The 25,250-nt window shown below is 43.6% G+C and carries 24 protein-coding genes, 1 riboswitch and 1 other annotated feature (1 of these 26 cut by a window edge); all 24 genes read left to right on the top strand.

What is annotated here, in order from left to right:
- Positions 1–36: 36 nt before the first annotated feature.
- The 24 genes from mraY (at position 37) to divIVA (ending at position 25,123) form a co-directional block, all read left to right on the top strand.
- Positions 37–1,011, top strand: coding sequence for a phospho-N-acetylmuramoyl-pentapeptide-transferase (gene mraY, locus AC0DBE_RS07035; RefSeq protein WP_003238695.1), 975 nt, complete (start codon positions 37–39; stop codon positions 1,009–1,011).
- A complete protein-coding gene (gene murD, locus AC0DBE_RS07030) occupies positions 1,012–2,367 on the top strand; it encodes a UDP-N-acetylmuramoyl-L-alanine--D-glutamate ligase (RefSeq protein ID WP_472961587.1) in 1,356 nt (451 codons plus the stop codon). It abuts the gene before it with no gap.
- A 60-nt stretch (positions 2,368–2,427) separates the two neighbouring features.
- Positions 2,428–3,528, top strand: a complete 1,101-nt coding sequence (spoVE, locus tag AC0DBE_RS07025) for a stage V sporulation protein E (RefSeq protein ID WP_014113711.1) — start codon at positions 2,428–2,430, stop codon at positions 3,526–3,528.
- A 120-nt stretch (positions 3,529–3,648) separates the two neighbouring features.
- A complete protein-coding gene (murG, locus tag AC0DBE_RS07020; protein ID WP_472961584.1) occupies positions 3,649–4,740 on the top strand; it encodes an undecaprenyldiphospho-muramoylpentapeptide beta-N-acetylglucosaminyltransferase in 1,092 nt (363 codons plus the stop codon).
- 31 nt (positions 4,741–4,771) lie between these two features.
- Positions 4,772–5,683 carry a UDP-N-acetylmuramate dehydrogenase gene (gene murB, locus AC0DBE_RS07015; RefSeq protein ID WP_014113713.1) on the top strand — a complete coding sequence of 304 codons (912 nt, stop codon included), beginning with the start codon at positions 4,772–4,774 and terminating at the stop codon, positions 5,681–5,683.
- 130 nt (positions 5,684–5,813) lie between these two features.
- Complete coding sequence (gene divIB, locus AC0DBE_RS07010) at positions 5,814–6,605, top strand: cell division protein DivIB (protein WP_090557757.1); 792 nt, start codon at positions 5,814–5,816, stop codon at positions 6,603–6,605.
- Positions 6,602–7,297, top strand: a complete 696-nt coding sequence (locus AC0DBE_RS07005) for a DUF881 domain-containing protein (protein ID WP_242733327.1) — start codon at positions 6,602–6,604, stop codon at positions 7,295–7,297. The genes divIB and AC0DBE_RS07005 overlap by 4 nt, the downstream gene beginning before the upstream one ends.
- 22 nt (positions 7,298–7,319) lie before the next feature.
- Positions 7,320–8,027 (top strand): DUF881 domain-containing protein, encoded by a 708-nt coding sequence (locus AC0DBE_RS07000; protein ID WP_014113715.1) that lies wholly within the window; start codon positions 7,320–7,322, stop codon positions 8,025–8,027.
- A 17-nt stretch (positions 8,028–8,044) separates the two neighbouring features.
- On the top strand, positions 8,045–8,410 hold the full coding sequence (locus AC0DBE_RS06995) for a small basic family protein (protein ID WP_003238683.1): 366 nt from the start codon (positions 8,045–8,047) through the stop codon (positions 8,408–8,410).
- Positions 8,411–8,584: 174 nt separating this feature from the next.
- Complete coding sequence (gene ftsA / locus AC0DBE_RS06990; protein ID WP_014113716.1) at positions 8,585–9,907, top strand: cell division protein FtsA; 1,323 nt, start codon at positions 8,585–8,587, stop codon at positions 9,905–9,907.
- 35 nt (positions 9,908–9,942) lie between these two features.
- On the top strand, positions 9,943–11,091 hold the full coding sequence (ftsZ, locus tag AC0DBE_RS06985; RefSeq protein WP_003232167.1) for a cell division protein FtsZ: 1,149 nt from the start codon (positions 9,943–9,945) through the stop codon (positions 11,089–11,091).
- 300 nt (positions 11,092–11,391) lie between these two features.
- Positions 11,392–15,693 (top strand): S8 family serine peptidase, encoded by a 4,302-nt coding sequence (locus tag AC0DBE_RS06980; RefSeq protein WP_472961579.1) that lies wholly within the window; start codon positions 11,392–11,394, stop codon positions 15,691–15,693.
- Positions 15,694–15,885: 192 nt separating this feature from the next.
- Positions 15,886–16,815, top strand: a complete 930-nt coding sequence (gene spoIIGA, locus AC0DBE_RS06975; RefSeq protein ID WP_041521162.1) for a sigma-E processing peptidase SpoIIGA — start codon at positions 15,886–15,888, stop codon at positions 16,813–16,815.
- 62 nt (positions 16,816–16,877) lie between these two features.
- The gene (gene sigE / locus AC0DBE_RS06970) at positions 16,878–17,597 is read left to right on the top strand and encodes an RNA polymerase sporulation sigma factor SigE (RefSeq protein WP_003221446.1); all 720 of its coding nucleotides are present in this window, start codon (positions 16,878–16,880) and stop codon (positions 17,595–17,597) included.
- 139 nt (positions 17,598–17,736) lie between these two features.
- Positions 17,737–18,519: an RNA polymerase sporulation sigma factor SigG gene (gene sigG / locus AC0DBE_RS06965; RefSeq protein WP_003221449.1), complete on the top strand. Its 783-nt coding sequence runs from the start codon at positions 17,737–17,739 to the stop codon at positions 18,517–18,519.
- Positions 18,520–18,669: 150 nt separating this feature from the next.
- Positions 18,670–19,464: an ABC transporter ATP-binding protein gene (locus AC0DBE_RS06960; RefSeq protein WP_472961577.1), complete on the top strand. Its 795-nt coding sequence runs from the start codon at positions 18,670–18,672 to the stop codon at positions 19,462–19,464.
- Positions 19,465–19,476: 12 nt separating this feature from the next.
- A riboswitch (TPP riboswitch) is annotated at positions 19,477–19,578 on the top strand.
- 87 nt (positions 19,579–19,665) lie between these two features.
- On the top strand, positions 19,666–20,946 hold the full coding sequence (locus AC0DBE_RS06955) for an acetylornithine deacetylase (protein ID WP_079287720.1): 1,281 nt from the start codon (positions 19,666–19,668) through the stop codon (positions 20,944–20,946).
- An 82-nt stretch (positions 20,947–21,028) separates the two neighbouring features.
- Entirely contained in the window at positions 21,029–21,274 is a 246-nt protein-coding gene (locus AC0DBE_RS06950; protein ID WP_003221455.1) for a YlmC/YmxH family sporulation protein, read from the top strand.
- A gap of 161 nt (positions 21,275–21,435) precedes the next feature.
- Positions 21,436–22,272, top strand: a complete 837-nt coding sequence (pgeF, locus tag AC0DBE_RS06945) for a peptidoglycan editing factor PgeF (RefSeq protein WP_079287721.1) — start codon at positions 21,436–21,438, stop codon at positions 22,270–22,272.
- Between the two features lie 6 nt (positions 22,273–22,278).
- Positions 22,279–22,983, top strand: coding sequence for a YggS family pyridoxal phosphate-dependent enzyme (locus tag AC0DBE_RS06940; protein WP_472961574.1), 705 nt, complete (start codon positions 22,279–22,281; stop codon positions 22,981–22,983).
- Complete coding sequence (gene sepF, locus AC0DBE_RS06935) at positions 22,967–23,422, top strand: cell division protein SepF (RefSeq protein WP_014113725.1); 456 nt, start codon at positions 22,967–22,969, stop codon at positions 23,420–23,422. The genes AC0DBE_RS06940 and sepF overlap by 17 nt, the downstream gene beginning before the upstream one ends.
- A 6-nt stretch (positions 23,423–23,428) precedes the next feature.
- Positions 23,429–23,701, top strand: a complete 273-nt coding sequence (locus AC0DBE_RS06930) for a YggT family protein (protein ID WP_003221463.1) — start codon at positions 23,429–23,431, stop codon at positions 23,699–23,701.
- Positions 23,702–23,761: 60 nt separating this feature from the next.
- Positions 23,762–24,535, top strand: coding sequence for a YlmH family RNA-binding protein (locus AC0DBE_RS06925; protein ID WP_472961571.1), 774 nt, complete (start codon positions 23,762–23,764; stop codon positions 24,533–24,535).
- 93 nt (positions 24,536–24,628) lie between these two features.
- Positions 24,629–25,123 carry a septum site-determining protein DivIVA gene (divIVA, locus tag AC0DBE_RS06920; protein WP_003221468.1) on the top strand — a complete coding sequence of 165 codons (495 nt, stop codon included), beginning with the start codon at positions 24,629–24,631 and terminating at the stop codon, positions 25,121–25,123.
- Between the two features lie 62 nt (positions 25,124–25,185).
- Positions 25,186–25,250 (top strand) — a binding site (T-box leader); it runs 162 nt beyond the window's last position.

The following is a 25,250-nucleotide window of genomic DNA, read 5'->3' as shown; positions in this document are numbered from 1 at the left end:
TATGTCGTTTGAAAGAAACAGGAGGAGAAAAGGACAATGCTTGAGCAAGTCATTCTATTTACAATTTTAATGGGTTTTTTAATTAGTGTTCTGCTCTCTCCGATTCTTATTCCGTTTTTAAGAAGATTAAAATTCGGCCAGAGTATTAGAGAAGAAGGACCGAAATCACATCAGAAAAAATCAGGGACGCCGACAATGGGCGGGGTCATGATCATACTTTCTATCATTGTGACAACAATTGTTATGACACAGAAGTTTTCAGAAATAAGCCCGGAAATGGTGCTGCTTCTGTTTGTTACACTAGGCTACGGTTTGCTTGGCTTTTTAGATGATTACATCAAGGTCGTCATGAAGCGCAACCTTGGATTGACGTCAAAGCAAAAGCTGATCGGACAAATTATCATTGCGGTTGTATTTTATGCCGTGTACCATTACTACAATTTTGCGACGGACATTCGCGTGCCTGGAACTGACTTATCATTTGATCTTGGCTGGGCTTACTTTATCCTGGTGCTCTTTATGCTTGTCGGCGGATCAAATGCAGTTAATCTGACTGACGGTCTTGACGGTTTATTATCCGGTACGGCTGCGATTGCTTTTGGCGCCTTTGCTATCCTGGCATGGAATCAGTCTCAATATGACGTAGCCATTTTCTCAGTTGCCGTTGTCGGTGCAGTGCTGGGCTTCCTCGTATTTAATGCTCATCCGGCCAAAGTCTTTATGGGAGATACGGGATCGCTTGCATTGGGAGGAGCTATCGTTACCATTGCCATTTTAACGAAATTAGAGATCCTGCTGGTTATCATCGGCGGTGTATTCGTTATCGAGACATTATCCGTTATTCTGCAGGTTATCAGCTTTAAAACGACAGGTAAACGAATCTTTAAAATGAGTCCGCTTCATCACCATTATGAGCTTGTAGGCTGGTCTGAATGGAGAGTAGTCGTGACGTTTTGGGCTGCGGGACTTTTGCTTGCCGTTTTAGGAATTTACATCGAGGTGTGGTTATAAGTGGAAAACGATCAATTTTTACAGAATCAGCATTTTTTAATCCTTGGGCTCGCGAAAAGCGGGTATGCGGCGGCATCCATTCTTCATGACAAAGGCATTTACGTTGCAGTCAACGACCAAAAGCCTTTTGAAGAAAACGAACCAGCCCAAAAGCTTTCTGAAAAAGGAATCGAGGTTGTTTGCGGAGAGCATCCAGTTTCTCTGTTCGATCAGCATCAAATCACAGTTCTGATCAAAAACCCGGGAATTCCTTATGAAAATATTATGGTTCAGGAAGCGGAAAAAAGAGGCATCCCGGTTTGGACGGAAATTGAGCTCGCTTACTACCTGACAAACGCCAAGTTTATCGGGATTACCGGATCGAACGGAAAAACGACCACGACAACGCTGATTTATGAAATGCTCAAAGCTGACTCGCAAAAGGCACTGATTGCCGGAAACATCGGCACAGTCGCAAGTGAGGTTGCCTATCATGCTGATGGGGATGAATGGATCGTTACTGAACTGTCTTCGTTTCAGCTGATGGGAACACACGCTTTTAGACCGGAAATCAGCCTGATCTTAAACGTGTTTGACGCTCATTTGGATTATCACCATACGCGAGAAAACTATGAAAAAGCTAAACAGAAAGTGTATCTTCATCAGGTTGCTTCAGATAAAGCCATTGTCAACCAGGATGATGAAACTGTCGTGCGTCTGGCTGAAGCAGGAAAAGCCGAAATCATCCTATTTTCAGTCAGCAAAACGCTTGAACAGGGCGCTTATGTAAAAGACGGTATGATTATGTTCAGCGGCGAAGCCATTATTCCTCTGGAAGAGGTTGTGCTGCCCGGCGCTCATAATTTGGAGAACATTTTAGCTGCCATTGCAGTTGTGAAAACGGCAGGAGTGTCCAGCGAAGCAGTTAAAAAGGTGCTGACAAGCTTTACTGGCGTGAAGCACCGTCTGCAATATGTCACAACAGTGAAAGACCGCAAGTTTTATAATGATAGTAAAGCGACAAACATTTTGGCGACAAGCAAGGCGCTTTCAGCTTTTGACAAACCGGTCATTCTGCTTGCGGGCGGACTGGATCGCGGAAATGGTTTTGACGACTTAAAACCGTATATGAAACATGTCAAAGCAGTGCTTACATTTGGCCAGACAGCGCCGAAACTTGAGAAGCTCGGCAATGAGATGGGAATACAACATGTCAAACGTGTCGATAATGTTGAACAAGCAGTATCTGCGGCGTTTGCGCTCTCAAATGAAGGAGATGTCATCCTGCTGTCACCTGCGTGTGCGAGCTGGGATCAATTCAAAACATTTGAAGAACGCGGTGACATGTTTATAGATGCCGTGCATATGCTTAAGTAAGGGCTTGTCTTGGAGTAAATCGGCAGCCCTAATGACTTTAAGCTTGGGGTGTCGATTGCTTTGACTACTAAAAAAACATCGCCTGATTTCTTATTGGTCATCATTACGTTATTATTATTAACAATCGGATTAATTATGGTGTACAGTGCGAGTGCGGTATGGGCGGATTATAAATTTGACGACTCATTCTTTTTCGCGAAACGGCAGCTGCTGTTTGCGGGAATCGGTGTCATTGCCATGTTTTTCATCATGAATGTTGATTATTGGACTTGGAGGACATGGTCCAAGTTGCTGATGGTTATCTGCTTTTTCCTACTGGTGCTTGTTTTGATACCAGGCGTTGGCATGGTGCGAAACGGTTCAAGAAGCTGGATCGGAGTCGGGGCATTCAGCATACAGCCTTCAGAGTTTATGAAGCTTGCGATGATCGCATTCCTTGCTAAATTTCTCTCTGAAAAACAAAAAAACATCACATCGTTCAGACGGGGCTTCGTCCCGGCACTTGGCATCGTGTTTTCAGCGTTTTTGATTATCATGTGCCAGCCTGACCTCGGAACAGGGACGGTGATGGTCGGAACTTGTATTGTCATGATTTTTGTAGCCGGCGCGCGAATCGCCCATTTTGTCTTTCTCGGGCTGATTGGCCTCAGCGGATTTGTCGGACTCGTACTATCGGCTCCATATCGGATTAAGCGGATTACCTCCTACTTAAATCCGTGGGAAGACCCGCTCGGAAGCGGTTTTCAAATCATTCAATCGCTTTATGCAGTGGGGCCCGGCGGATTGTTTGGAATGGGCCTTGGACAAAGCAGACAGAAGTTCTTTTATCTGCCTGAGCCGCAAACAGACTTTATTTTCGCCATCTTGTCAGAGGAGCTTGGCTTTATCGGGGGAACACTTATTTTGCTTCTCTTCAGCGTTCTGCTGTGGAGAGGGATCAGAATTGCGCTCGGTGCCCCTGATCTGTACGGAAGCTTTGTCGCAGTCGGCATTATTTCAATGATTGCCATTCAAGTCATGATTAATATCGGCGTAGTAACGGGCCTTATTCCGGTAACAGGCATCACGCTCCCGTTTCTAAGCTACGGAGGCTCTTCATTGACCCTGATGCTGATGGCTGTCGGTGTGCTGCTGAACGTGAGCCGCTACTCGAGGTATTAATGAATGTTTGCCAAAGTTTCCTGTGAAACAGAAAGCTGGGAAACAATTGATGCGATAACCCTGTCCAACAAAACAGGGTTATCGTTATGTTATAGAGAAACTTAGACTGGGGGAAGAGATATGCGAATTGCAATAAGCGGAGGCGGTACAGGGGGACATATTTACCCTGCGCTTGCTTTTATTAAAGAAGTGCAGCGCCGTCATCCTGATGTGGAATTTTTATATATCGGAACAGAAAACGGACTGGAGAAAAAAATTGTTGAGCGGGAGAATATACCGTTTCGTTCAATTGAAATTACAGGATTTAAAAGAAAGCTGTCATTTGAAAACGTCAAGACTGTGATGCGTTTTCTGAAGGGTGTAAAAAAGAGCAAGTCGTACTTAGCGGAATTTAAGCCCGATGCCGTGATTGGAACGGGCGGTTACGTCTGCGGGCCTGTTGTCTATGCCGCTGCGAAAATGGGAATTCCGACTATTGTCCATGAACAAAACAGCCTGCCGGGCATCACGAATAAGTTTCTTTCAAAATATGTTAATAAAGTAGCGATTTGTTTTGAAGAAGCAAAATCACATTTTCCTGGCGAGAAAGTTGTATTTACGGGAAACCCGAGAGCCTCTGAAGTCGTCTCAATAAAGACGGGCCGATCAATGGCTGAATTTGGGCTTTCTGAAGAGAAAAAAACGGTCTTAATCTTTGGCGGAAGCCGAGGCGCTGCACCGATTAACCGTGCTGTCATTGACATGCAGGATGAGCTGAAAACAAGAGACTACCAAGTGCTGTATATCACCGGTGAAGTTCACTATGAAAAAGTGATGAATGAGCTGAAAAGCAAGGGTGCCGCTGATAATATGGTCACAAAGCCGTTTCTTCATCAAATGCCAGAGTATTTAAAGGCCATTGATGTCATTGTGGCCAGAGCCGGTGCGACGACGATTGCCGAAATTACTGCTCTCGGAATCCCAAGTGTTCTGATCCCAAGCCCATATGTAACAGCGAATCACCAGGAGGTCAATGCCAGATCTCTCGGCCAGCATGATGCGGCGATTGTTCTGAAAGAAACAGAGCTCAACGGTGAAAAGCTGATTGATGCGCTTGACCGGATTGTATTGAATGAGCAAACGTTAAAGGAAATGAGCGAACGGACAAAGGCACTCGGTGTTCCTGACGCGGCTGCCCGTTTATACAGCGTACTCGAAGAATTGAAAAAATAATAGAAAAGCAAATGGAATGCGGAGGTTTACGATGGAGAAAGTGATACAGGAATTAAAAGAACGCGAAGTCGGCAAGGTTCTTGCAAACGAACCGCTCGCGAATCATACAACGATGAAAATCGGCGGACCTGCGGATGTATTGGTCATTCCAAGCAGTGTAGATGCTGTCAAAGATATCATGGACGTTATTAAAAAATATGATGTGAAGTGGACAGTCATCGGCCGTGGATCAAATCTTCTTGTTTTAGATGAGGGAATCAGAGGCGTAGTGATTAAGCTGGGTGCAGGCCTTGACCATCTGGAGCTTGAAGGGGAGCAAGTGACGGTCGGAGGCGGTTATTCAGTGGTCCGTCTTGCTACCTCATTGAGCAAAAAAGGCCTGTCCGGTTTGGAATTTGCTGCCGGTATTCCAGGATCAGTCGGCGGAGCGGTTTACATGAATGCCGGCGCTCACGGCTCTGATATGAGCGAAATCCTCGTCAAAGCACATATTTTGTTTGAAGACGGCACGATTGAGTGGCTGACAAATGAGCAGATGGATTTCAGCTACAGAACATCTGTATTACAAAAGAAACGCCCGGGCGTTTGCCTTGAAGCCGTTCTGCAGCTGGAGCAGAAGGATAAAGAATCAATCGTTCAGCAAATGCAAAGCAATAAAGACTACAGAAAAAATACACAGCCGTATTCAAGCCCTTGTGCGGGAAGCATATTCAGAAATCCGCTTCCGAATCATGCCGGAAACCTTGTTGAAAAAGCAGGCTTGAAAGGATATCAAATCGGCGGTGCAAAGATATCGGAAATGCACGGAAACTTCATCGTCAATGCGGGCGGAGCATCAGCAAAAGATGTGCTTGATCTCATTGACCATGTGAAAAAGACAATCCGTGAAAAATACGAGATTGATATGCACACAGAGGTTGAAATCATCGGCGAAAATCGCTGATTCAAGTTCTGACTGAAGCTGTTCATATGATATACTGTAAGCAAACGACAAACGGCATCCATAGTATGCCGTTTGTTTTGGAATAGACAGACTTTTAACAGCTGTTTCATTTGAATGAGGTGAACAGGCAATGAACCCGAGTCATGACCGAGAAAAAATCGTAAACATTGAAGAACGGATTCCTAAAATTAAAGAGCAGCGGAAACAGAAGGCCAACCGACGTCTCATTTCATTTATTATGCTCTTTTTTATTATGGTGCTGATCATCGTGTACCTGCAGACGCCAATCAGTAAAGTATCAACAATCTCTGTTACAGGGAATGAGAATGTATCCACAAAGGAAATTATCGAGCTTTCCGATATTAACAGCGGAGATACTGAGTTTTGGAGTTTGGACAAGAAAAAAACAGAAAAGAAGATTCAGCAAAATAAATTAGTGAAAAAAGCGGAGATCAGCAAATCGCTTCCTAATAAAATCAACATTGCGATCGAAGAATATAAAGCGATTGCTTATTTAGAAAAAGACGATGTGTACTATGAAGTGCTTGAAAACGGTTCAGTTCTGCCAAACGAAGTAACGCCGGATGATGCCGGACCGATACTGGTAAATTGGACAAACGCGAAGAAACGGTCCCAAATGGCCAAGCAGCTCGATGCTTTGTCAAATTCGTTAAAACAGTCGATTTCAGAAATTTATTATACGCCTGTAAAAATGGATGAAAACCGTATTAAATTGTATATGAACGACGGTTATGTTGTCACTGCGTCTATTAAAACTTTTGCAGACCGAATGAAAACGTATCCTTCTATCATTTCGCAGCTTAGCAGCAATAAAAAAGGAATTATTCATTTAGAAGTTGCCACCTATTTTGAAGAGTTTGGCAAAAACGATAAAGCTGCTAAAAAGGAAGATGAAAATTGAGGGGTAAATCAGCAGTCCTCCTTTCTTTAATTATGCTTATCGCAGGCTTTTTGATTTCATTTTCTTTTCAAATGACAAAAGAAAACAACAAAAGCGCGGCTGAGACGGAAGAGTGGAAAAAAGAATATGCGCTGAGGGATGAACTCCTGAAACAGGAGAAAGAAAATAAGAATCTTGAAAAAGAATTGTATCAAAAGCAAAACAAAGTCCGTCAGGCGGAAAATAAGCTGAAGAAAGAAAAGACGGAATACTATAACGTCCTCGAAGATACAGAAAAATACAGAATGTATATTGGGGAAGTCGGTGTGCAGGGAGAGGGCGTTGAGGTGACCTTGGAAGATGCGTCGTACATACCGGAAGGGGAGAATGTGAACAGTTACATCGTTCACGAAAGCCATATCTTTCAAGTGGTAAACGAACTGTATATCTCGGGTGCGTCGGCCGTCGCCGTTAATGGCCAGCGTTTGACACATGATTCCTATATCAAGTGCAACGGTCCTGTTGTAACGGTAGACGGGGTGCAACATCCCGCCCCATTTACGATATCTGCCATTGGAGATCCTGATGTCCTGCTGCCTTCGTTAAATATAGCAGGAGGCCTGATCGATCAGCTGTCAATGGATCATATTTCTGTTTCCGCAGAAAAAGAGAAAAACGTACAAATGAAACCGATTCTGAAAACGAAGGAATGACTGAAAAAGCGGGTGAAACAGATTGAAAATAAAGCGTTCCTTCATAAGCATCAGTGTGCTTATGGTCATCTTCGGCCTCATGATAGCTGTTCAGTTTAACTCATTAAAGCACCCTCAAGTCCGAGACACAAGAGATATGTGGGATATAAGGGAAGAGCTGACTTCAGAGCAGAAGAAGCAGGAAAAGCTGCTGGCTGAAATAAACAAATATGATAAACTGCTCAATAGCTATTCGCAAACGAAAGAAATGACAAAAGAAACCGCGCTCAATAATACCTTGCAAACCTTAAAAAAAACAGCCGGCATGACCGATATAACAGGTAGCGGAATTGTCATCACCATTTCCCCGCTTTTTTCTGAAAGCTTAACAGGAGAGCCGATCGAAAATCCGCCTCCGGATTTGCTGAAGAAGCTGATCAATGAACTCAACTCCTTCGGTGCAGAGCATATCTCGATTAATGAGCGAAGAGTTGTGAATCATACCGTCATAAGGGATATAAACGGCACAACGAAAATAGACGGATACGGCCTTGACGATTATCCTTTAACAGTAAAAGTGCTTGCCGAAGATCCGGACATGCTGTACAGCAGAGTGAAGGGGTCAGGACTTGAGGACCTTTTTGCATCTGAAAATTTAGCATTAAAAGCCGGTAAATCTGACAGCAACCTGACACTAAAAGCATATGACAGACCATTAGACGTACAACAGCTGAAACCGCTTAAAGACTGAAAAGGAGGAGAATTGTCATGTGGCTGCCCGTGCTGGGACTGGTGCTCGGAATAGCGATCGGACTGATGACAAACTTAACGATTCCGAGTGAATATTCAAACTACTTATCGCTTGCGGTGCTTGCCGCACTTGATACATTAATCGGCGGAATCAGGGCGCATTTACAGGGTACATATGATGAAATGGTATTTGTTTCCGGTTTCTTTTTTAATATTATATTGGCAATAAGTTTAGCTTTTCTGGGAGTCCATCTTGGTGTAGACTTGTATTTAGCAGGTATATTCGCATTTGGAGTCAGATTATTTCAGAATATAGCCGTTATCAGAAGAAATCTACTAACAAAGTGGACTCTTTCTAAAAAAAATAAAAAAAATGTGATATAAAAGAGGATATACATAGGATATAACGAATATTTTCAATAAACATAAAATGTGAAGAGCACATAAGGAATATTCCGTTGTTATTTTTTGTTACACACTTGTAAAGCCACATTCATTGTATTGTTGTTCCGCAAATAATAGAATAGAAATGATCGAAATGTGAGGAGGTGCCATAGAATGAACAACAATGAACTTTACGTCAGTCTTGACATCGGTACGTCCAATACAAAAGTGATCGTCGGAGAAATGACAGATGATTCCCTTAATATTATCGGTGTGGGAAATGTACCGTCTGAAGGGTTGAAAAAAGGCTCAATCGTTGATATAGATGAGACCGTTCATTCTATAAGAAAAGCGTTTGACCAAGCTGAAAGAATGGTAGGTTTTCCGCTTAGAAAAGCTATTGTCGGCGTTAATGGAAATTATATCAATATTCAAGATACAAACGGTGTTGTAGCAGTTTCCAGTGAAAATAAAGAAATTCAAGTTGAAGATGTGCGCCGTGTCATGGAGGCGGCACAGGTTGTTTCAATACCGCACGAACAGCTGATTGTAGACGTCATTCCTAAACAGTTTATCGTTGATGGAAGAGATGAAATCACCGATCCGAAAAAAATGCTGGGTGTGCGTTTAGAAGTTGAGGGCACCTTGATCACCGGTTCAAAAACAATCTTACATAACTTGCTCCGCTGTGTTGAAAGAGCCGGTATTGAAATAACTGATATTTGTCTTCAGCCGCTGGCAGCCGGTTCTGCTGCATTATCAAAGGACGAGAAAAACCTTGGTGTGGCTCTCATTGATATAGGGGGAGGGTCAACAACCATTGGCGTATTCCAGAACGGACATCTCACTTCTACCCGTGTCATTCCTCTCGGAGGCGAAAATATCACCAAAGATATCTCCATCGGATTGAGAACGTCAACAGAAGAAGCAGAACGCGTGAAAAAGCAATTTGGACATGCCTACTATGACGAAGCCTCGGAAGATGAAGTATTTGAGGTAACCGTAATAGGCACCAATCAAAAACAAACATTTACACAGCAGGAAGCAGCGAATATCATTGAAGCAAGAGTAGAAGAAATTCTTGATATTGTTTCAGAAGAGCTTAGCAGTATGGGAATTACCGATCTGCCGGGAGGCTTCGTGCTGACAGGGGGACAAGCAGCAATGCCGGGTGTCATGTCATTGGCACAAGATGTGCTGCAAAACAATGTCAGAGTGGCAAGCCCGAATTATATCGGTGTAAGAGATCCTCAATATATGACGGGAGTGGGCCTGATCCAATTCGCCTGCCGAAATGCAAGAATCCAAGGCAGAAAAATAGGCTTCAAGATGCCTGAAGAAGCGATACAGGAAATTGCAGTCTCATCATCAGAGGAACAAGAGCAGCATCATCACCAAAATGAGGTGCAGCAGCGGCCAAAAGGAAAACAAAAAACACAAGCCGAACATAATAAACAGAGCAAAATGAAAAAACTATTAAGCATGTTTTGGGAATAGATAGATAGTCATTCGGCAGATTAGGAGGATTTAGCATGTTGGAGTTCGAAACAAACATAGACGGCTTAGCATCAATTAAAGTAATCGGAGTAGGAGGCGGCGGTAACAACGCCGTTAACCGAATGATTGAAAATGAAGTGCAAGGAGTAGAGTACATCGCGGTAAACACGGACGCTCAAGCTCTTAACCTGTCAAAAGCAGAAGTGAAAATGCAAATCGGCGCAAAGCTGACTAGAGGATTGGGAGCAGGTGCGAATCCGGAAGTCGGAAAAAAAGCCGCTGAAGAAAGCAAAGAACAAATTGAAGAAGCGTTAAAAGGCGCTGACATGGTATTCGTGACAGCTGGTATGGGCGGCGGAACAGGAACAGGTGCTGCACCAGTTATCGCACAAATCGCGAAAGACTTAGGCGCATTAACAGTCGGAGTTGTTACAAGACCGTTTACATTCGAAGGACGCAAAAGACAGCTTCAGGCTGCAGGCGGAATTTCAGCAATGAAAGAAGCGGTAGATACACTGATCGTGATCCCGAACGACCGTATCCTTGAAATTGTTGATAAAAACACACCGATGCTTGAAGCATTCCGTGAAGCGGATAACGTACTCCGCCAAGGGGTTCAAGGTATTTCAGACTTGATTGCTACACCTGGTCTTATCAACCTTGACTTCGCTGATGTGAAAACAATCATGTCAAACAAAGGATCTGCTTTGATGGGTATCGGTATTGCGACTGGAGAAAACCGCGCGGCAGAGGCAGCGAAAAAAGCAATCTCCAGCCCGCTTCTTGAAGCGGCCATTGACGGTGCGCAAGGCGTCCTTATGAACATCACTGGAGGAACAAACCTCAGCCTATATGAAGTTCAGGAAGCAGCAGACATTGTCGCTTCTGCATCTGACCAAGACGTAAACATGATTTTCGGTTCTGTTATTAATGAAAATCTAAAAGACGAGATTGTGGTGACAGTGATTGCGACTGGTTTTATCGAACAAGAGAAGGACGTGACGAAGCCTCAGCGTCCAAGCTTAAACCAAAGCATCAAAACACATAATCAAAGTGTTCCAAAGCGTGAGCCAAAACGTGAGGAGCCTCAGCAACAAAACACAGTAAGCCGTCATACTTCACAGCCGGCTGATGATACGCTTGACATCCCGACATTCTTAAGAAACCGCAATAAACGCGGCTAATGTAAAGGACAAAATCGTTTTCGATTTTGTCCTTTTTGTTTTTCTCCAAGATTTTTCTTCTTGTAAAGTCTTTTTCCCTATGTCTTCCTTCGTATACCAACAAATCGGACTATTAGACCCACTTGTATAATGTGACAATTATATCATTTTCATATATATGGAAATCAAATGACATAAAACGACAATATCTGTAATGCGGATTGTCTACAGTTAACGTACAGCGATGTTCTGACAAACAATTCATTTTTAAAAGGAGGGACGACATTTTTTTACAAAGCATTTTGAAAAAGGGGGATAAAAATGAGGAAAAAAACGAAAAACAGACTCATCAGCTCTGTTTTAAGTACGGTTGTCATCGGTTCACTGCTGTTTCCGGGTGTAGCCGGGGCAAGCAGCAAAGGCGCCTCAACTTCTGTTAAACAGGAGCTTCAATCTGCTGAATCCATTCAGAACAAGATTTCGAGTTCATTAAAGAAAAGCTTTAAGAAGAAAGAAAAAAAGACCTTTCTGATTAAATTTAAAGATCAAGCTGACACAGAAAAAGCGGCAAAAGCGGCTGTTAAAAAAGCGAAATCGAAGAAGCTGACTGCCGCTAAGACGGAATATCAAAAGCGTTCTGCCGTTGTGTCATCTTTAAAAGTCACAGCCAATGAATCCCAGAGAGATGTCTTAACATACTTGAAGAGCCAGAAAAATAAAGGAAATGCAGATCAAATTCACTCTTATTATGTAGTGAATGGGATCGCTGTTCATGCCTCAAAAGAAGTGATGGAAAAAGTAGCGCAGTTCCCCGACGTGGAAAAGGTGCTTCCAAATGAGAAACGACAATTGTTTAAGTCATCCTCTCCATTTAATATGAAAAAAGCGCAAAAAGCTGTCAAAGCAATTGACGGTGTAGAATGGAATGTAGACCAAATTGACGCCCCGAAAGCTTGGGCACTTGGATATGACGGAACAGGTACAGTTGTCGCGTCCATTGATACAGGCGTGGAATGGAACCATCCGGCATTAAAAGAGAAATATCGCGGATATAATCCGGAAAATCCTGATGAGCCTGATCATGAAATGAACTGGTATGATGCTGTAGCAGGGGAAGCAAGCCCTTATGATGATTTGGCTCATGGAACCCACGTGACAGGTACGATGGTGGGATCTGAACCCGATGGAACAAATCAAATCGGTGTAGCGCCAGGCGCAAAATGGATTGCTGTTAAAGCGTTCTCCGAAGATGGTGGCACTGATGCTGACATTTTAGAGGCCGGTGAATGGGTTTTAGCTCCAAAGGACGCAGAGGGGAATCCTCACCCAGAAATGGCTCCTGATGTTGTCAATAATTCATGGGGCGGGGGCTCAGGACTTGATGAATGGTACAGAGACATGGTCAATGCCTGGCGTGCGGCCGATATTTTCCCTGAGTTTTCAGCGGGGAATACGGATCTCTTTATTCCTGGCGGTCCTGGTTCTATCGCAAACCCGGCAAATTATCCGGAATCGTTTGCAACTGGAGCGACTGATATTAATAAAAAGCTTGCTGACTTTTCTCTTCAAGGGCCATCTCCATATGATGAAATAAAGCCGGAAATTTCTGCACCGGGCGTAAATATTCGTTCTTCCGTTCCCGGCCAGACATATGAGGACGGATGGGACGGCACATCAATGGCAGGGCCGCATGTGTCCGCTGTTGCCGCACTGCTGAAACAGGCGGATGCCTCACTTTCTGTCGATGAGATGGAGGATATATTAACCAGCACGGCTGAACCGCTGACGGATTCAACATTTCCTGATTCTCCGAATAACGGATACGGCCATGGTTTGGTGAACGCTTTTGATGCTGTATCAGCTGTTACAGATGGTTTAGGAAAAGCAGAAGGACAAGTTTCTGTAGAGGGAGATGATCAAGAGCCTCCTGTCTATCAGCATGAGAAAGTAACAGAAGCCTATGAGGGCGCGAGCCTGCCGCTTACTTTGACAGCTGAAGACAATGTAAGTGTGACATCTGTAAAACTGTCTTATAAGCTGGATCAAGGTGAATGGACAGAAGTAACGGCTAAGCGGATCAGCGGTGATCATCTGAAAGGGACCTACCAGGCAGAGATTCCAAACATAAAAGGAGCTGCACTAAGCTACAAGTGGATTATTCAGGATTTTGGCGGCCATGTCGTTGAGTCTGACACATACGATGTACCAGTGAAACCAAGCATCACGGTGGGATATAAGCAGGACTTTGAAACTGCACCCGGCGGCTGGATTGCGAGCGGAACAAATAATAGCTGGGAATGGGGAGTTCCTTCAACAGGCCCAAATACTGCAGCATCCGGAGAAAAAGTATACGGAACAAATCTGGCAGGAAACTATGCCAACACAGCAAACATGAATCTCGTGATGCCTCCTGTTAAAGTGCCGGATTCAGGAAACCTGTTTCTTCAATTTAAAAGCTGGCACAATTTAGAGGATGATTTTGATTATGGCTACGTTTTTGTTTTGCCTGAAGGTAAAAAGAATTGGGAGCAGGCTGGTGTCTATAATGGAAAGACATCAAGCTGGACGGACGAAGAAATTGATTTATCCGCTTATAAAGGTCAAAACATTCAAGTGATGTTTAACCTCCAATCTGATGAAAGTATTACAAAAGAGGGCTGGTACATTGATGATGTAGTGCTTTCTGACAAATCAGCCGGAAAAACAGCCAAAAAGAATAAGCTGGGTGTCGAAAAGCCGTCTGGAAAGCAAAAGAAAAAGCCGGTAAATCCGAAAAAAGCTAAGCCATCTACAAACACAACGGTAAAACATCAGAGTAAGGATATACAGCCTCAAGTTTTGCCACTAAGGGCACAAGTCAGTGTGGTGGAAACAGGAAAATCAACATATTCAGATCAATCTACAGGGCAGTACACGCTGACGCACAAAGCGGGAGACTATACGCTTATGGCAGAAGCATACGGCTACCAATCGAAAACACAAAAAGTTTCTCTGCAGGCAGATCAGACGACACAAGCTAATTTTACGTTAGAGGAAATGAAGAAGGGCACATTAAAAGGAACAGTCATCAATAAAACGACAGGCGATCCGGTAAAAGGAGCCTCCGTTTATGTTGTAGAGGATGCTGCGGTTGAACCGGCTACGACAAACGACAAAGGCGAATATACGCTTGAGGCCTATGAAGGCGCTTATACGATTAAAGTCGCTGCACCGGGGTATTACAGCGATGAATTCTCCGTTGATTTAAAAGGAGATGTGACAAAAGAAACTGTACTGAAGCCTTTCGTCGGTTATCCGGGTGAGATTGCATATGATGACGGAACGGCGGAGAATGCCAATTCCTATTTTGCGGCCGGTAACGGATGGGCCGTCAAAATGACGCTGGCTGACGGCAAGGAAAAAGGCATGCTTACAGGAGGACTGTTCCGATTCTGGGATACAGAGTTCCCTGATCCTGGCGGCACAGAGTTTAAGGTTGAGGTATACGATGCTACAGGAGAAAACGGAGCACCGGGTAAGAAAATTGCCGGGCCATTTAACGCTGAAGCCCTTCGCAATGGCGAATGGACCAAGGTAGATCTCAGTTCAAAAGGGATTATGGTCGATAAAGACTTTTATCTTGTGTATATCCAGTCGGAACCTGATCCGTATTCACCTGGACTGGCAATGGATGAAACCGGTCAGAATTCCGGCCGCAACTGGCAGTTTATAGACGGAAAATGGCAGCCAGGTGACGAAGCAGACGGCAACTATATGATCCGCGCATTAGTTGATTATGAAGCTGCTGTACCTGAGATTACTTCACCGGCAGACAAATCATATACAAATAAGGAGAACGTCACCGTAAAAGGAAAAGCCTCTCCTGGTACAACGGTACACATTTATAATGGAAAGAAAGAAGCAGGAGAAACGAAAGCTGCTGCGGATGGCACGTTCCAGACAGGCATCACACTCAGCAAGGGCGAAAATGAGCTGACAGCAACTGCATCAACAGACAACGGGACAACGGATGCCTCCAGCCCGATCAAGGTCACGCTTGATCAAGACAAGCCTGAATTAACGCTGGACAATCCAAAGGATGGCGAGAAAACAAATAAAGAAGCGCTGACTGTCAAAGGGTCTGTATCCGATGACAATCTGAAAGAAGTCAAGGTGAATGGCAAAAAAGCAACGGTAACTGACGGTTCATACTCGGCCCGTATTCTGTTGGAGAACGGAAGCAATGAAATCAAGGTGACTGCTACAGACTTAGCAGGCAACAAAACGACGAAAAAGACTGTCATTGATGTCAACTTTAACCAGCCCGTCATCTCCGGATTGATTCCGGGAGAGGACAAAAACTTAAAAGCCGGTGAATCTGTGAAAATCGCTTTCTCAAGCGCTGAAGATTTGGATGCAACGTTTGTCATTCGTCTGCCTCTGACAAATGCAAGAGCGAGTGTACAAAATGCCACAGAGCTCCCGCTAAGAGAAATTTCTCCTGGGAAATATGAAGGCTATTGGACAGCCACTTCTTCTATTAAAGCAAACGGAGCAAAAGTAGAAGTGATTGTACGAGATGATTATGGAAATGAAACAAGAAAAACAGCGAACGGAAAACTTTATATCAATACTGAAAATTAAGTGTAAAAAAAGCTGCCGTGAAAGGCAGCTTTTTTTATAATCCTCTCATTCATTTCCTCGACAAATTAAGCAGATATCCCTGAAAAATTGTATTTTCCTCTCAACATTAATTGACAGACTTTCCCACAGAGCTTGCTTTATACTTGAAACAAGAAGGGGAACAGCGTGATGCAAGATAGAAAGGAGTCAGATGTGAAAATCTATTTAGATGTCATTTGGCTGTTAAACTTTTGTTTTGATGCGCTTTTGCTTTTGCTCACGGCATTTATTTTAAAACGGCATGTGAAAAAAAGAAGACTGATAGGCGGAGCGTTCATCGGTTCCAGTATTGTCCTTTTGATGTTTACTCCTTTTTCGCCGATCGTTGAACATCCGGCAGGTAAGCTGGCTTTTTCAGTTGTTATTGTGATGGTGACATTTGGCTTTAAGAGATTCCGCTATTTCTTTCAAAATTTGTTTTCCTTTTATTTTGCGACTTTTTTAATGGGGGGAGGAATTATCGGAGCCCATTCTTTGCTGCAGTCAAATTCTGTTGTTCAAAACGGTGTCATGATTACCAATCAAACTGGGTTTGGAGACCCGATCAGCTGGTTGTTTATTGTAGCTGGCTTTCCAGCATTATGGTTTTTTTCTAAGAGAAGAATTGAAGATATTGAAACAAAAAACATTCAATATGAGGAACGAGTCAGCGTACAGGCGGATTTGGGCGGCCAAACGCTTCATGTCAGAGGGCTGATTGATTCCGGTAATCAGCTGTACGATCCGCTAACTAAAACGCCGGTCATGATTATTCACATTGATAAACTAGAACCGATTTTCGGAGCAGCCGAAACGATGATCATTCGAAACACAGATCCATTGGAAGCCACCCAACAGCTCGATGATTCGTTTCGCTTTTTAGATAAACTGAGGCTGATTCCATATAGGGGAGTAGGTCAGCAAAATCAATTTTTACTATGCGTTAAACCGGATCACGTAACGATTATAACAAAAGAAGAAATGGTTTCTGCGGATAAATGCTTAATCGGCATCAGCACAACAAAGCTATCGGCAGATGGAGAGTTTGACGCAATTATTCATCCGAAAATGCTTTCGGGCAAGGCCATCAAACACGTTTCATAATGTTCGCAAATGTCCGTTACTAATCATACTCAAACGACGTGACATTTAGAAGGGAGAGGAAGATGAAAAAACTGAAATTGCGATTGACGCACCTCTGGTATAAGCTGCTGATGAAACTTGGGCTGAAAAGTGATGAAGTCTATTACATAGGCGGGAGTGAAGCTCTGCCGCCTCCATTATCTAAAGATGAGGAGCAGGTTCTGTTAATGAAGCTCCCAAACGGCGATCAGGCGGCTCGCGCCATTTTGATTGAACGCAATTTGCGCCTGGTCGTCTATATCGCCCGTAAATTTGAAAATACGGGAATTAATATAGAGGATTTAATCAGCATCGGTACCATCGGATTAATCAAAGCTGTGAATACGTTCAATCCAGAAAAGAAAATCAAGCTGGCGACCTATGCCTCCCGCTGTATAGAAAACGAAATCCTGATGTATTTAAGGAGAAACAACAAAATCCGTTCAGAGGTTTCCTTTGATGAGCCGCTTAATATTGATTGGGACGGCAATGAGCTTTTGCTTTCTGATGTGCTCGGCACTGACGATGACATCATCACAAAAGACATAGAAGCTAACGTAGATAAAAAGCTTTTGAAAAAAGCGCTTGAACAGCTCAATGAGAGGGAAAAACAAATCATGGAACTACGTTTTGGCCTTGTCGGCGAGGAGGAAAAGACCCAAAAGGATGTAGCGGATATGATGGGGATTTCCCAGTCCTATATTTCTCGTCTTGAGAAACGAATCATTAAAAGATTGCGAAAAGAATTCAACAAAATGGTGTAAAAAAATTTTTACGGGTAATCCCTTGATTCTACAAGGATTTCCCAATTATGACTATTTTTCGGTCTGAACGCAGTGCATATTTTTCCCACCCAAGGAGATACTTAACGTTGTACAGCAGCTCCTGTAGGGAGGGAAAAAAGTGTCGAGAAATAAAGTCGAAATCTGCGGGGTGGATACCTCCAAATTACCAGTACTCAAGAATGAAGAGATGAGAAAGCTGTTTAGGCAGCTGCAGGATGAAGGCGATGATTCAGCAAGAGAAAAGCTTGTAAACGGGAACTTGCGTCTTGTCTTAAGTGTCATTCAAAGATTTAATAACAGAGGAGAGTATGTTGATGACTTATTTCAGGTCGGCTGCATCGGACTAATGAAATCCATTGATAATTTTGACCTAAGCCACAATGTTAAGTTTTCAACATACGCTGTACCTATGATTATCGGAGAGATCCGCAGGTATTTACGCGATAATAACCCGATCCGTGTCTCAAGATCACTCCGGGATATCGCTTATAAGGCACTTCAGGTAAGAGAGCGGTTAATCAGTGAGACAAGCAAGGAGCCGACTGCAGAAGACATCGCAAAAGTTCTTGAAGTACCGCATGAGGAAATCGTATTTGCGCTTGATGCCATCCAGGATCCGGTTTCTCTATTTGAACCGATCTATAACGACGGCGGAGACCCGATTTATGTGATGGATCAAATCAGTGATGAACGCAATAAAGATTCACAATGGATTGAAGAGCTGGCTTTAAAAGAGGGCATGAGAAGGCTGAATGATAGGGAAAAAATGATTTTGAGAAAGCGATTCTTCCAAGGGAAAACTCAAATGGAAGTAGCCGAGGAAATCGGGATTTCCCAAGCGCAGGTGTCCAGACTTGAAAAAGCGGCTATCAAACAAATGAATAAGAATATTCATCAATAATGAAAGAAAAGCCTTTAAAACGATTTTGTTTTAAAGGCTTTTCTATTGATTGCGGGCGGTTTACGTTTTGGAAAAAATAAGGTATCCTAGTTCGTACAAAGTTTTATGAAAATTTAAATAATTATAAAGGCAGTAAAGAGGAGGACCACGATGATTTTGCAGCTTGACAATGTCTCACTAAAACGGAATGGAAAATGGATACTGAGAGATATTCATTGGAAGGTGGAAGAAAAGGAAAATTGGGTGCTTTACGGACTGAATGGCGCTGGAAAGACAGCGCTGTTAAATATGCTTTGCTCTTATTATTTTCCAACATCGGGCGAGATGCAGGTGCTTGGCCATGAATTTGGTAAAACGGAGCTTGGGGAGAAACTTAGACGGAAAATTGGCCTCGTCTCAGCGGCTCTTCAGCAAAAATTTTATCCGGCAGATTCGGCATTTGAAATTGCTTTGAGCGGAGCTTACGCTTCGATTGGATTATATGAAACACCAAGTGCAGAAATCAGGGAAAAAGCGATTGGTTTGTTAGAGGACTTGGGAGCAATTGAATATGCCGACCGCCGCTATGAAACCCTTTCTCAAGGAGAAAAACAAAGAGCCTTGATTGCAAGAGCGCTAATGGCTGATCCGGAGCTGCTGATACTGGACGAACCGGTCACAGGACTGGATTTTATTGCCCGGGAAAAGCTGTTAGACACGATTACATACATTGCAAATAAAGAAAATGCGCCATCGATCCTTTACGTGACTCATCATGCGGAAGAAATTTTGCCGGTCTTTGACAAAGCCCTTTTGTTAAAACAGGGAGAGGTCTTTCAATCGGGAGAAGTAAAGGAAATGCTTACTGATCAAATACTTTCCGCTTTTTTTGATACGCCAATCCATGTATTATGGAATCAGAATCGGCCGTTTTTAACAAGAGCCGAGCCGATAACGAATGCCTGACAAACACATATCGATTCATCCTAGGGGTGCTTTGCGAAGCTGAGAGAGACTTTGTCTTAACCCTTTTGACCTGATCTGGATCATGCCAGCGGAGGGAAGCGGTGAAACAACGGAGTACATAGGACTCTGTTTGTTTTTATTAAGCCGTTTCATAACATTTGAAACGGCTTTTTTGATTTTAAAGAATAGGAGCGGATCACATTGAATCAACAAATAGACTCTCTGTTAACAAAGGTGGAAGATCAAAAGGAGGAGCTTATTCAGCTAGCAAAAACGCTGATGTCCTATAAAACACCTGCTCCGCCTGCAAGAAATACCGACGGCATTCAGTCCTGGATTGCTGGGTTTTTAAATGAAATGGGATTCTCGATCGATAAATGGGACGTGTACCCAGGAGATCCCAATGTTGTAGGTCTACTAAAGGGAACAGATTCAGCAGATTATCATAGCTTGATCATCAATGGCCATGTAGATGTGGCAGAGGTAAAAGAGGATGAGGAGTGGGAGCATGATCCGTTTCATCCAATTGAAAAAAACGGTCTCTTAATCGGGCGAGGCGCTTCTGATATGAAAGGCGGAATGGCGTGTGTGCTGTTTGCTGTGAAATTGATTCGTGAAGCCGACATTGAACTTCCCGGTGATTTGATTCTGCAATCGGTTATCGGGGAGGAAGTCGGAGAAGCCGGCACGCTTGAATGCTGCAAGAGGGGCTATCATGCTGATTTTGCAGTTGTCGCGGATACGAGCGATATGCATATTCAAGGTCAAGGCGGTGTCATTACAGGCTGGATTGAAATCAAAAGCAGTCAAACGTTTCATGATGGGACGAGGCGGAATATGATTCATGCAGGCGGAGGAACATTCGGAGCAAGCGCAATTGAAAAAATGGCAAAAATCATTGCGGGGCTCGGGGAACTGGAGCGCCACTGGTCTATCATGAAAAGTTATCCCGGTTTTAAACCAGGCACAAATACGATTAACCCGGCTGTCATAGAAGGCGGCAGGCATGCGGCTTTTATAGCTGACGAGTGCCGACTGTGGATCACAGTCCATTTTTACCCGAATGAAACCCATGAACAAGTGGCAGCGGAAATAGAAGATTACATTAACCGGCTGAGTGACAGTGATATTTGGCTTAGGGAAAACCGCCCTGTCTTCAAGTGGGGAGGCTCATCTATGATTGAAGACAGAGGAGAAATTTTTCCGGCACTGGAAGTTGACCCTGGCCACCCAGGCGTCTCAGCACTTACAGCGTCTCATCAGAAAGTGAAACGGGAGCGTCCGGTTATTGACGTTTCTCAATCCGTTACAGACGGAGGATGGCTGTATAATGCCGGCATTCCAAGCGTGATTTATGGACCTGGAGATCTTCACAATGCACACTCCGTGAACGAGGAGGTATCGATTGAGCAGCTGGTAGATTATACGAAAATTATGCTCAATTTTATCATCGGTTGGTGCAGCTGTAAAAAAGAACAGTGACCATGAAAATTTTTTCTTGCTGACAAGGTTCAGCCCGCCCGTTCATATACTTGAAAAAAGGACGGAAAAAGGACGTGATGGAATGATCAGCATTTCAGAATTTCAGGTGAAGGATGTCGTCAATGTCTCAAACGGAAAAAAGCTGGGGAGCATTGGTGATATAGATATCAATGTGACCACTGGCAAAATTCAGGCGATCATACTAGGAGGAAATGGGAAAGTTCTCGGATTTTTTGGAAAAGAAGAGGAATTGGTCATTCCATGGCGAAATATAGTAAAAATCGGGGAAGATGTAATCTTGGTCCGATTAAATGAACCGCATGCATAACCTGCTCGTCTGCCGCGGATTGGCAAATGCCGGAAGTCTGGATTCTTCCGGCACATTTCATTTAGAAATATGCAAATCGGCGCTCAACGAATGCAGAAAGATGTGGTAAAATAAGTGGGAAATTCCGCTTTTTTAAATGTTTGTCGAAAGGTTGGATCATCATGAATACATATCACCCATTCAGTCTTACCACACCCTCGACACTCATGATACAAGACTGGACACAAACGAATCAAAACAACAGAGAAGTCATTGCCGGATTTACTACGAAAAACGGCGGTGTCAGCCAAAAGCCTTTTGAATCGTTAAATACAGGATTGCACGTTCATGACAAAGATGCAGATGTAGTTAAAAATCGTGAATATATTGCCGATATGTTTAATATTGATTTGCAGTCTTGGGTATTTGCTGATCAGACACATGATAATCGCGTTCAGAAAGTGACGCAGAGGGATAGGGGAAAAGGCGCCCGTGAGTATCACACAGCTCTAAAAGCAACGGACGGGCTCTATACAAATGAAAAGAATGTGTTTTTGGCATTATGCTTTGCTGATTGTGTGCCTCTTTTCTTTTATGATCCGGTTAAATCGCTTGTCGGGGTCGCCCATGCCGGGTGGAAAGGCACTGTCAAACAGATTGGCAGAGAAATGGTGAAGCAATGGACCGAGCAGGAAGGTTCAAATCTCTCAGATATTTATGCTGTTATAGGACCGTCTATCAGCGGAGCATGCTATACAGTAGACGACCGTGTCATGGATGCTGTCCGGGCATTGCCAGTTTCAGCAGAACGTGCCGTAAATCAGACGGCACAGGCACAATATCAGCTTGACCTGAAAGAGCTGAACCGCCTTATATTGATCGACAGCGGTTTGGCAAATGAACAGATTTCTGTCAGTGGTTTATGCACGGAAAGTGAGCCGTCTCTTTTCTATTCTCACCGCCGCGATCAGGGGAAAACTGGACGGATGATGTCCTTTATCGGAATGAAGGAGGCATAAAAGATCTTGCGTGTTGTTGATAATTTACGACATATAAACGAACGAATAAACGAAGCATGTAACAGATCGGGCCGCAGCTCCGATGAAGTTACGGTTATTGCAGTCACAAAATATGTATCGCCTGAAAGAGCACAGGAGGCAGTGGATGCGGGCATCACCTGCCTCGGAGAGAATCGGGATGCGGAACTGCTCCGCAAACAGGAAATGATAAAAGGGGGTCCGGAATGGCATTTTATCGGCAGTCTGCAATCAAGAAAAGCAAAAGCTGTCGTCAATTCGGTTTCCTATATCCATTCCTTAGACCGGCTCTCATTAGCGAAAGAAATTGAAAAACGGGCTGAAGGTACTGTGCAATGCTTTGTGCAGGTCAATACCTCTCTTGAGCCTTCTAAACACGGCATGAAAAAAGAAGAAGTCATTCCATTCATACAGGAGCTTTCCGGTTTCGAACACATCGTTGTGGCCGGACTGATGACTATGGCTCCGCTGACTGATGATCAAGATGAGATCAGAAGCTGTTTCAGAGCGCTGAGAGAACTCCGTGATCAGGTTCAGGAGCTGAAACAGCCGAACGCTCCGTGTACTGAACTGTCGATGGGCATGTCAAATGATTTTGAAATTGCAATTGAAGAAGGGGCTACTTATATTAGAATCGGCTCATCGTTAGTCGGAAATGAAACAGGGGTGTACAGCAATGAGTATGAAAAATAAACTGAAAAACTTTTTCTCAATGGAAGATGAAGAATACGAATATGAATATATTGAGACAGAGCAAGAATCTCATGAAGAGCATGAGCAAAAAGAAAAACCGGCTTATACCGCAAACAAACCTGCGGGCAAACAGAATGTAGTGAGCTTGCAAAGTGTTCAGAAATCCTCTAAAGTGGTGTTGAGTGAGCCGCGCGTTTATGCGGAGGCGCAGGAAATAGCCGATCATTTGAAGAACCGGCGGGCAGTTGTCGTCAATCTTCAGCGGATACAGCATGACCAGGCTAAGCGGATTGTTGACTTTTTAAGCGGAACCGTTTATGCCATTGGCGGCGATATTCAAAGAATCGGCTCGGATATTTTCCTCTGCACGCCTGACAACGTAGATGTATCAGGCACAATTTCTGAGCTCATATCTGAAGACGAACATCAGAGGTGGTAAAGCGAGATGATCCTTTATCAAGTTTTTTCGGTTTTAAGCTTATTAATCACAATCTACTCATTTGCCCTGATCATATATATTTTTATGTCATGGGTGCCGAGTACAAGGGAAACGGCAGTCGGGCGGTTTTTAGCTTCGATTTGTGAACCATATCTCGAACCATTTAGAAAAATCATCCCTCCGATCGCAATGCTAGATATTTCACCGATCGTAGCTATACTTGTGCTTCGGTTTGCGACAACCGGCTTGTGGGGGCTTTATCGCATGATTGCGTTTTAATGTGACAGTTTGATAGGGGCTTGGCAGCAGCCAAGCCTCTTTACATAGAAGGGAAAGACGATGAGCGATATATATCAACACTTCAGAAAAGACGAGCGGGCCTTTATTGACCAGGCGCTCGAATGGAAAGGAATAGTCCAGAAGCAGTACAGAATGAAGCTGACCGACTTTTTAGACCCCCGAGAGCAGGTCATCCTTTCTGCTGTTACGGGACAGGCTGACGTTGGGCTTGCTTTTTCCGGCGGCTATGACAGAGCGGAGCGAAAACGGGCGATTCTGTATCCAGAGTACATCACTCCGGAAGAATCGGATTTTGAACTGCAGGCGTTTAACGTACGTTATGCTGAAAAGTTTGTCTCTGTAGATCATCGTTCTCTGCTTGGTGCATTAATGGGCATAGGCTTAAAGCGGCAAAAGTTTGGTGACATCGTGTTTTCTGAGACATCAGTGCAATTGATTGTCTCAGCCGATACCGCTGATTTTGTGGCGGCGCAGCTGACCCAAGCAGGCAAAGCGGCGGTCAGCCTAGAGAAAATTAACTTGTCAGACCTTAACATTCCAGCAGTTGATGTCGAAATAAGAGATGACACGGTTTCTTCTTTAAGGCTTGACGCCGTCTGCGCCTCTATGAGCAGACAATCCCGCCAGAAATCACAGACGCTTGTGAAAAACGGCCTCGTGAAAGTGAACTGGAAGGTAGTTGAAGACCCTTCATACATGGTGGCAGAAGGGGACATGCTCTCTATCAGAGGCTTTGGCCGATGCAGCTTAACAAAAATCGAAGGAAAAACCAAAAAAGACAAATGGAGAGTTACGTTTGAGCGACAAAAATAGTCGGTTTTTCAGTTTTTTTCTCCATCTGTGCGAAATTTGTTTTATAATGTGAACTAGATAACCGTACTGAAATGTAAAAATGGAGGTGGCATCATGCCATTAACGCCAAATGATATTCACAACAAGACGTTTACAAAAAGTTTTCGCGGATATGATGAAGATGAAGTAAATGAATTCCTAGCGCAAGTCAGAAAAGATTACGAAATTGTTCTCCGTAAGAAAACTGAGCTTGAAGCGAAAGTCAATGAACTTGATGAAAGAATCGGACACTTTGCCAATATTGAAGAAACGCTGAATAAATCGATTTTAGTTGCTCAAGAAGCGGCTGAAGACGTAAAACGCAATTCTCAAAAAGAAGCAAAACTGATCGTTCGGGAAGCGGAGAAAAATGCTGATCGCATTATCAACGAATCTTTATCAAAATCAAGAAAAATTGCCATGGAAATTGAAGAGCTGAAAAAACAGTCTAAAGTTTTCAGAACACGTTTCCAAATGTTGATTGAAGCTCAGCTCGATCTTCTGAAAAATGACGATTGGGATCATCTGCTTGAGTATGAAGTCGACGCAGTATTTGAGGAAAAGGAATAAATTCTCTGATTATCTTGACATTTTCTTAGCTTGTCGAATATAATACGTTCATAAATTCAGATGAAAAAACGGTTGAAAGGGACAGTCATGTTTCCTTCAGGCCTTTATAGCGACCCGGAGATGGTGA

Source organism: Bacillus sp. VA15 (assembly GCF_055721145.1).
The sequence above is the reverse complement of the archived record's forward strand: the minus strand, read 5'-3'. Positions and strand labels throughout refer to the sequence as shown.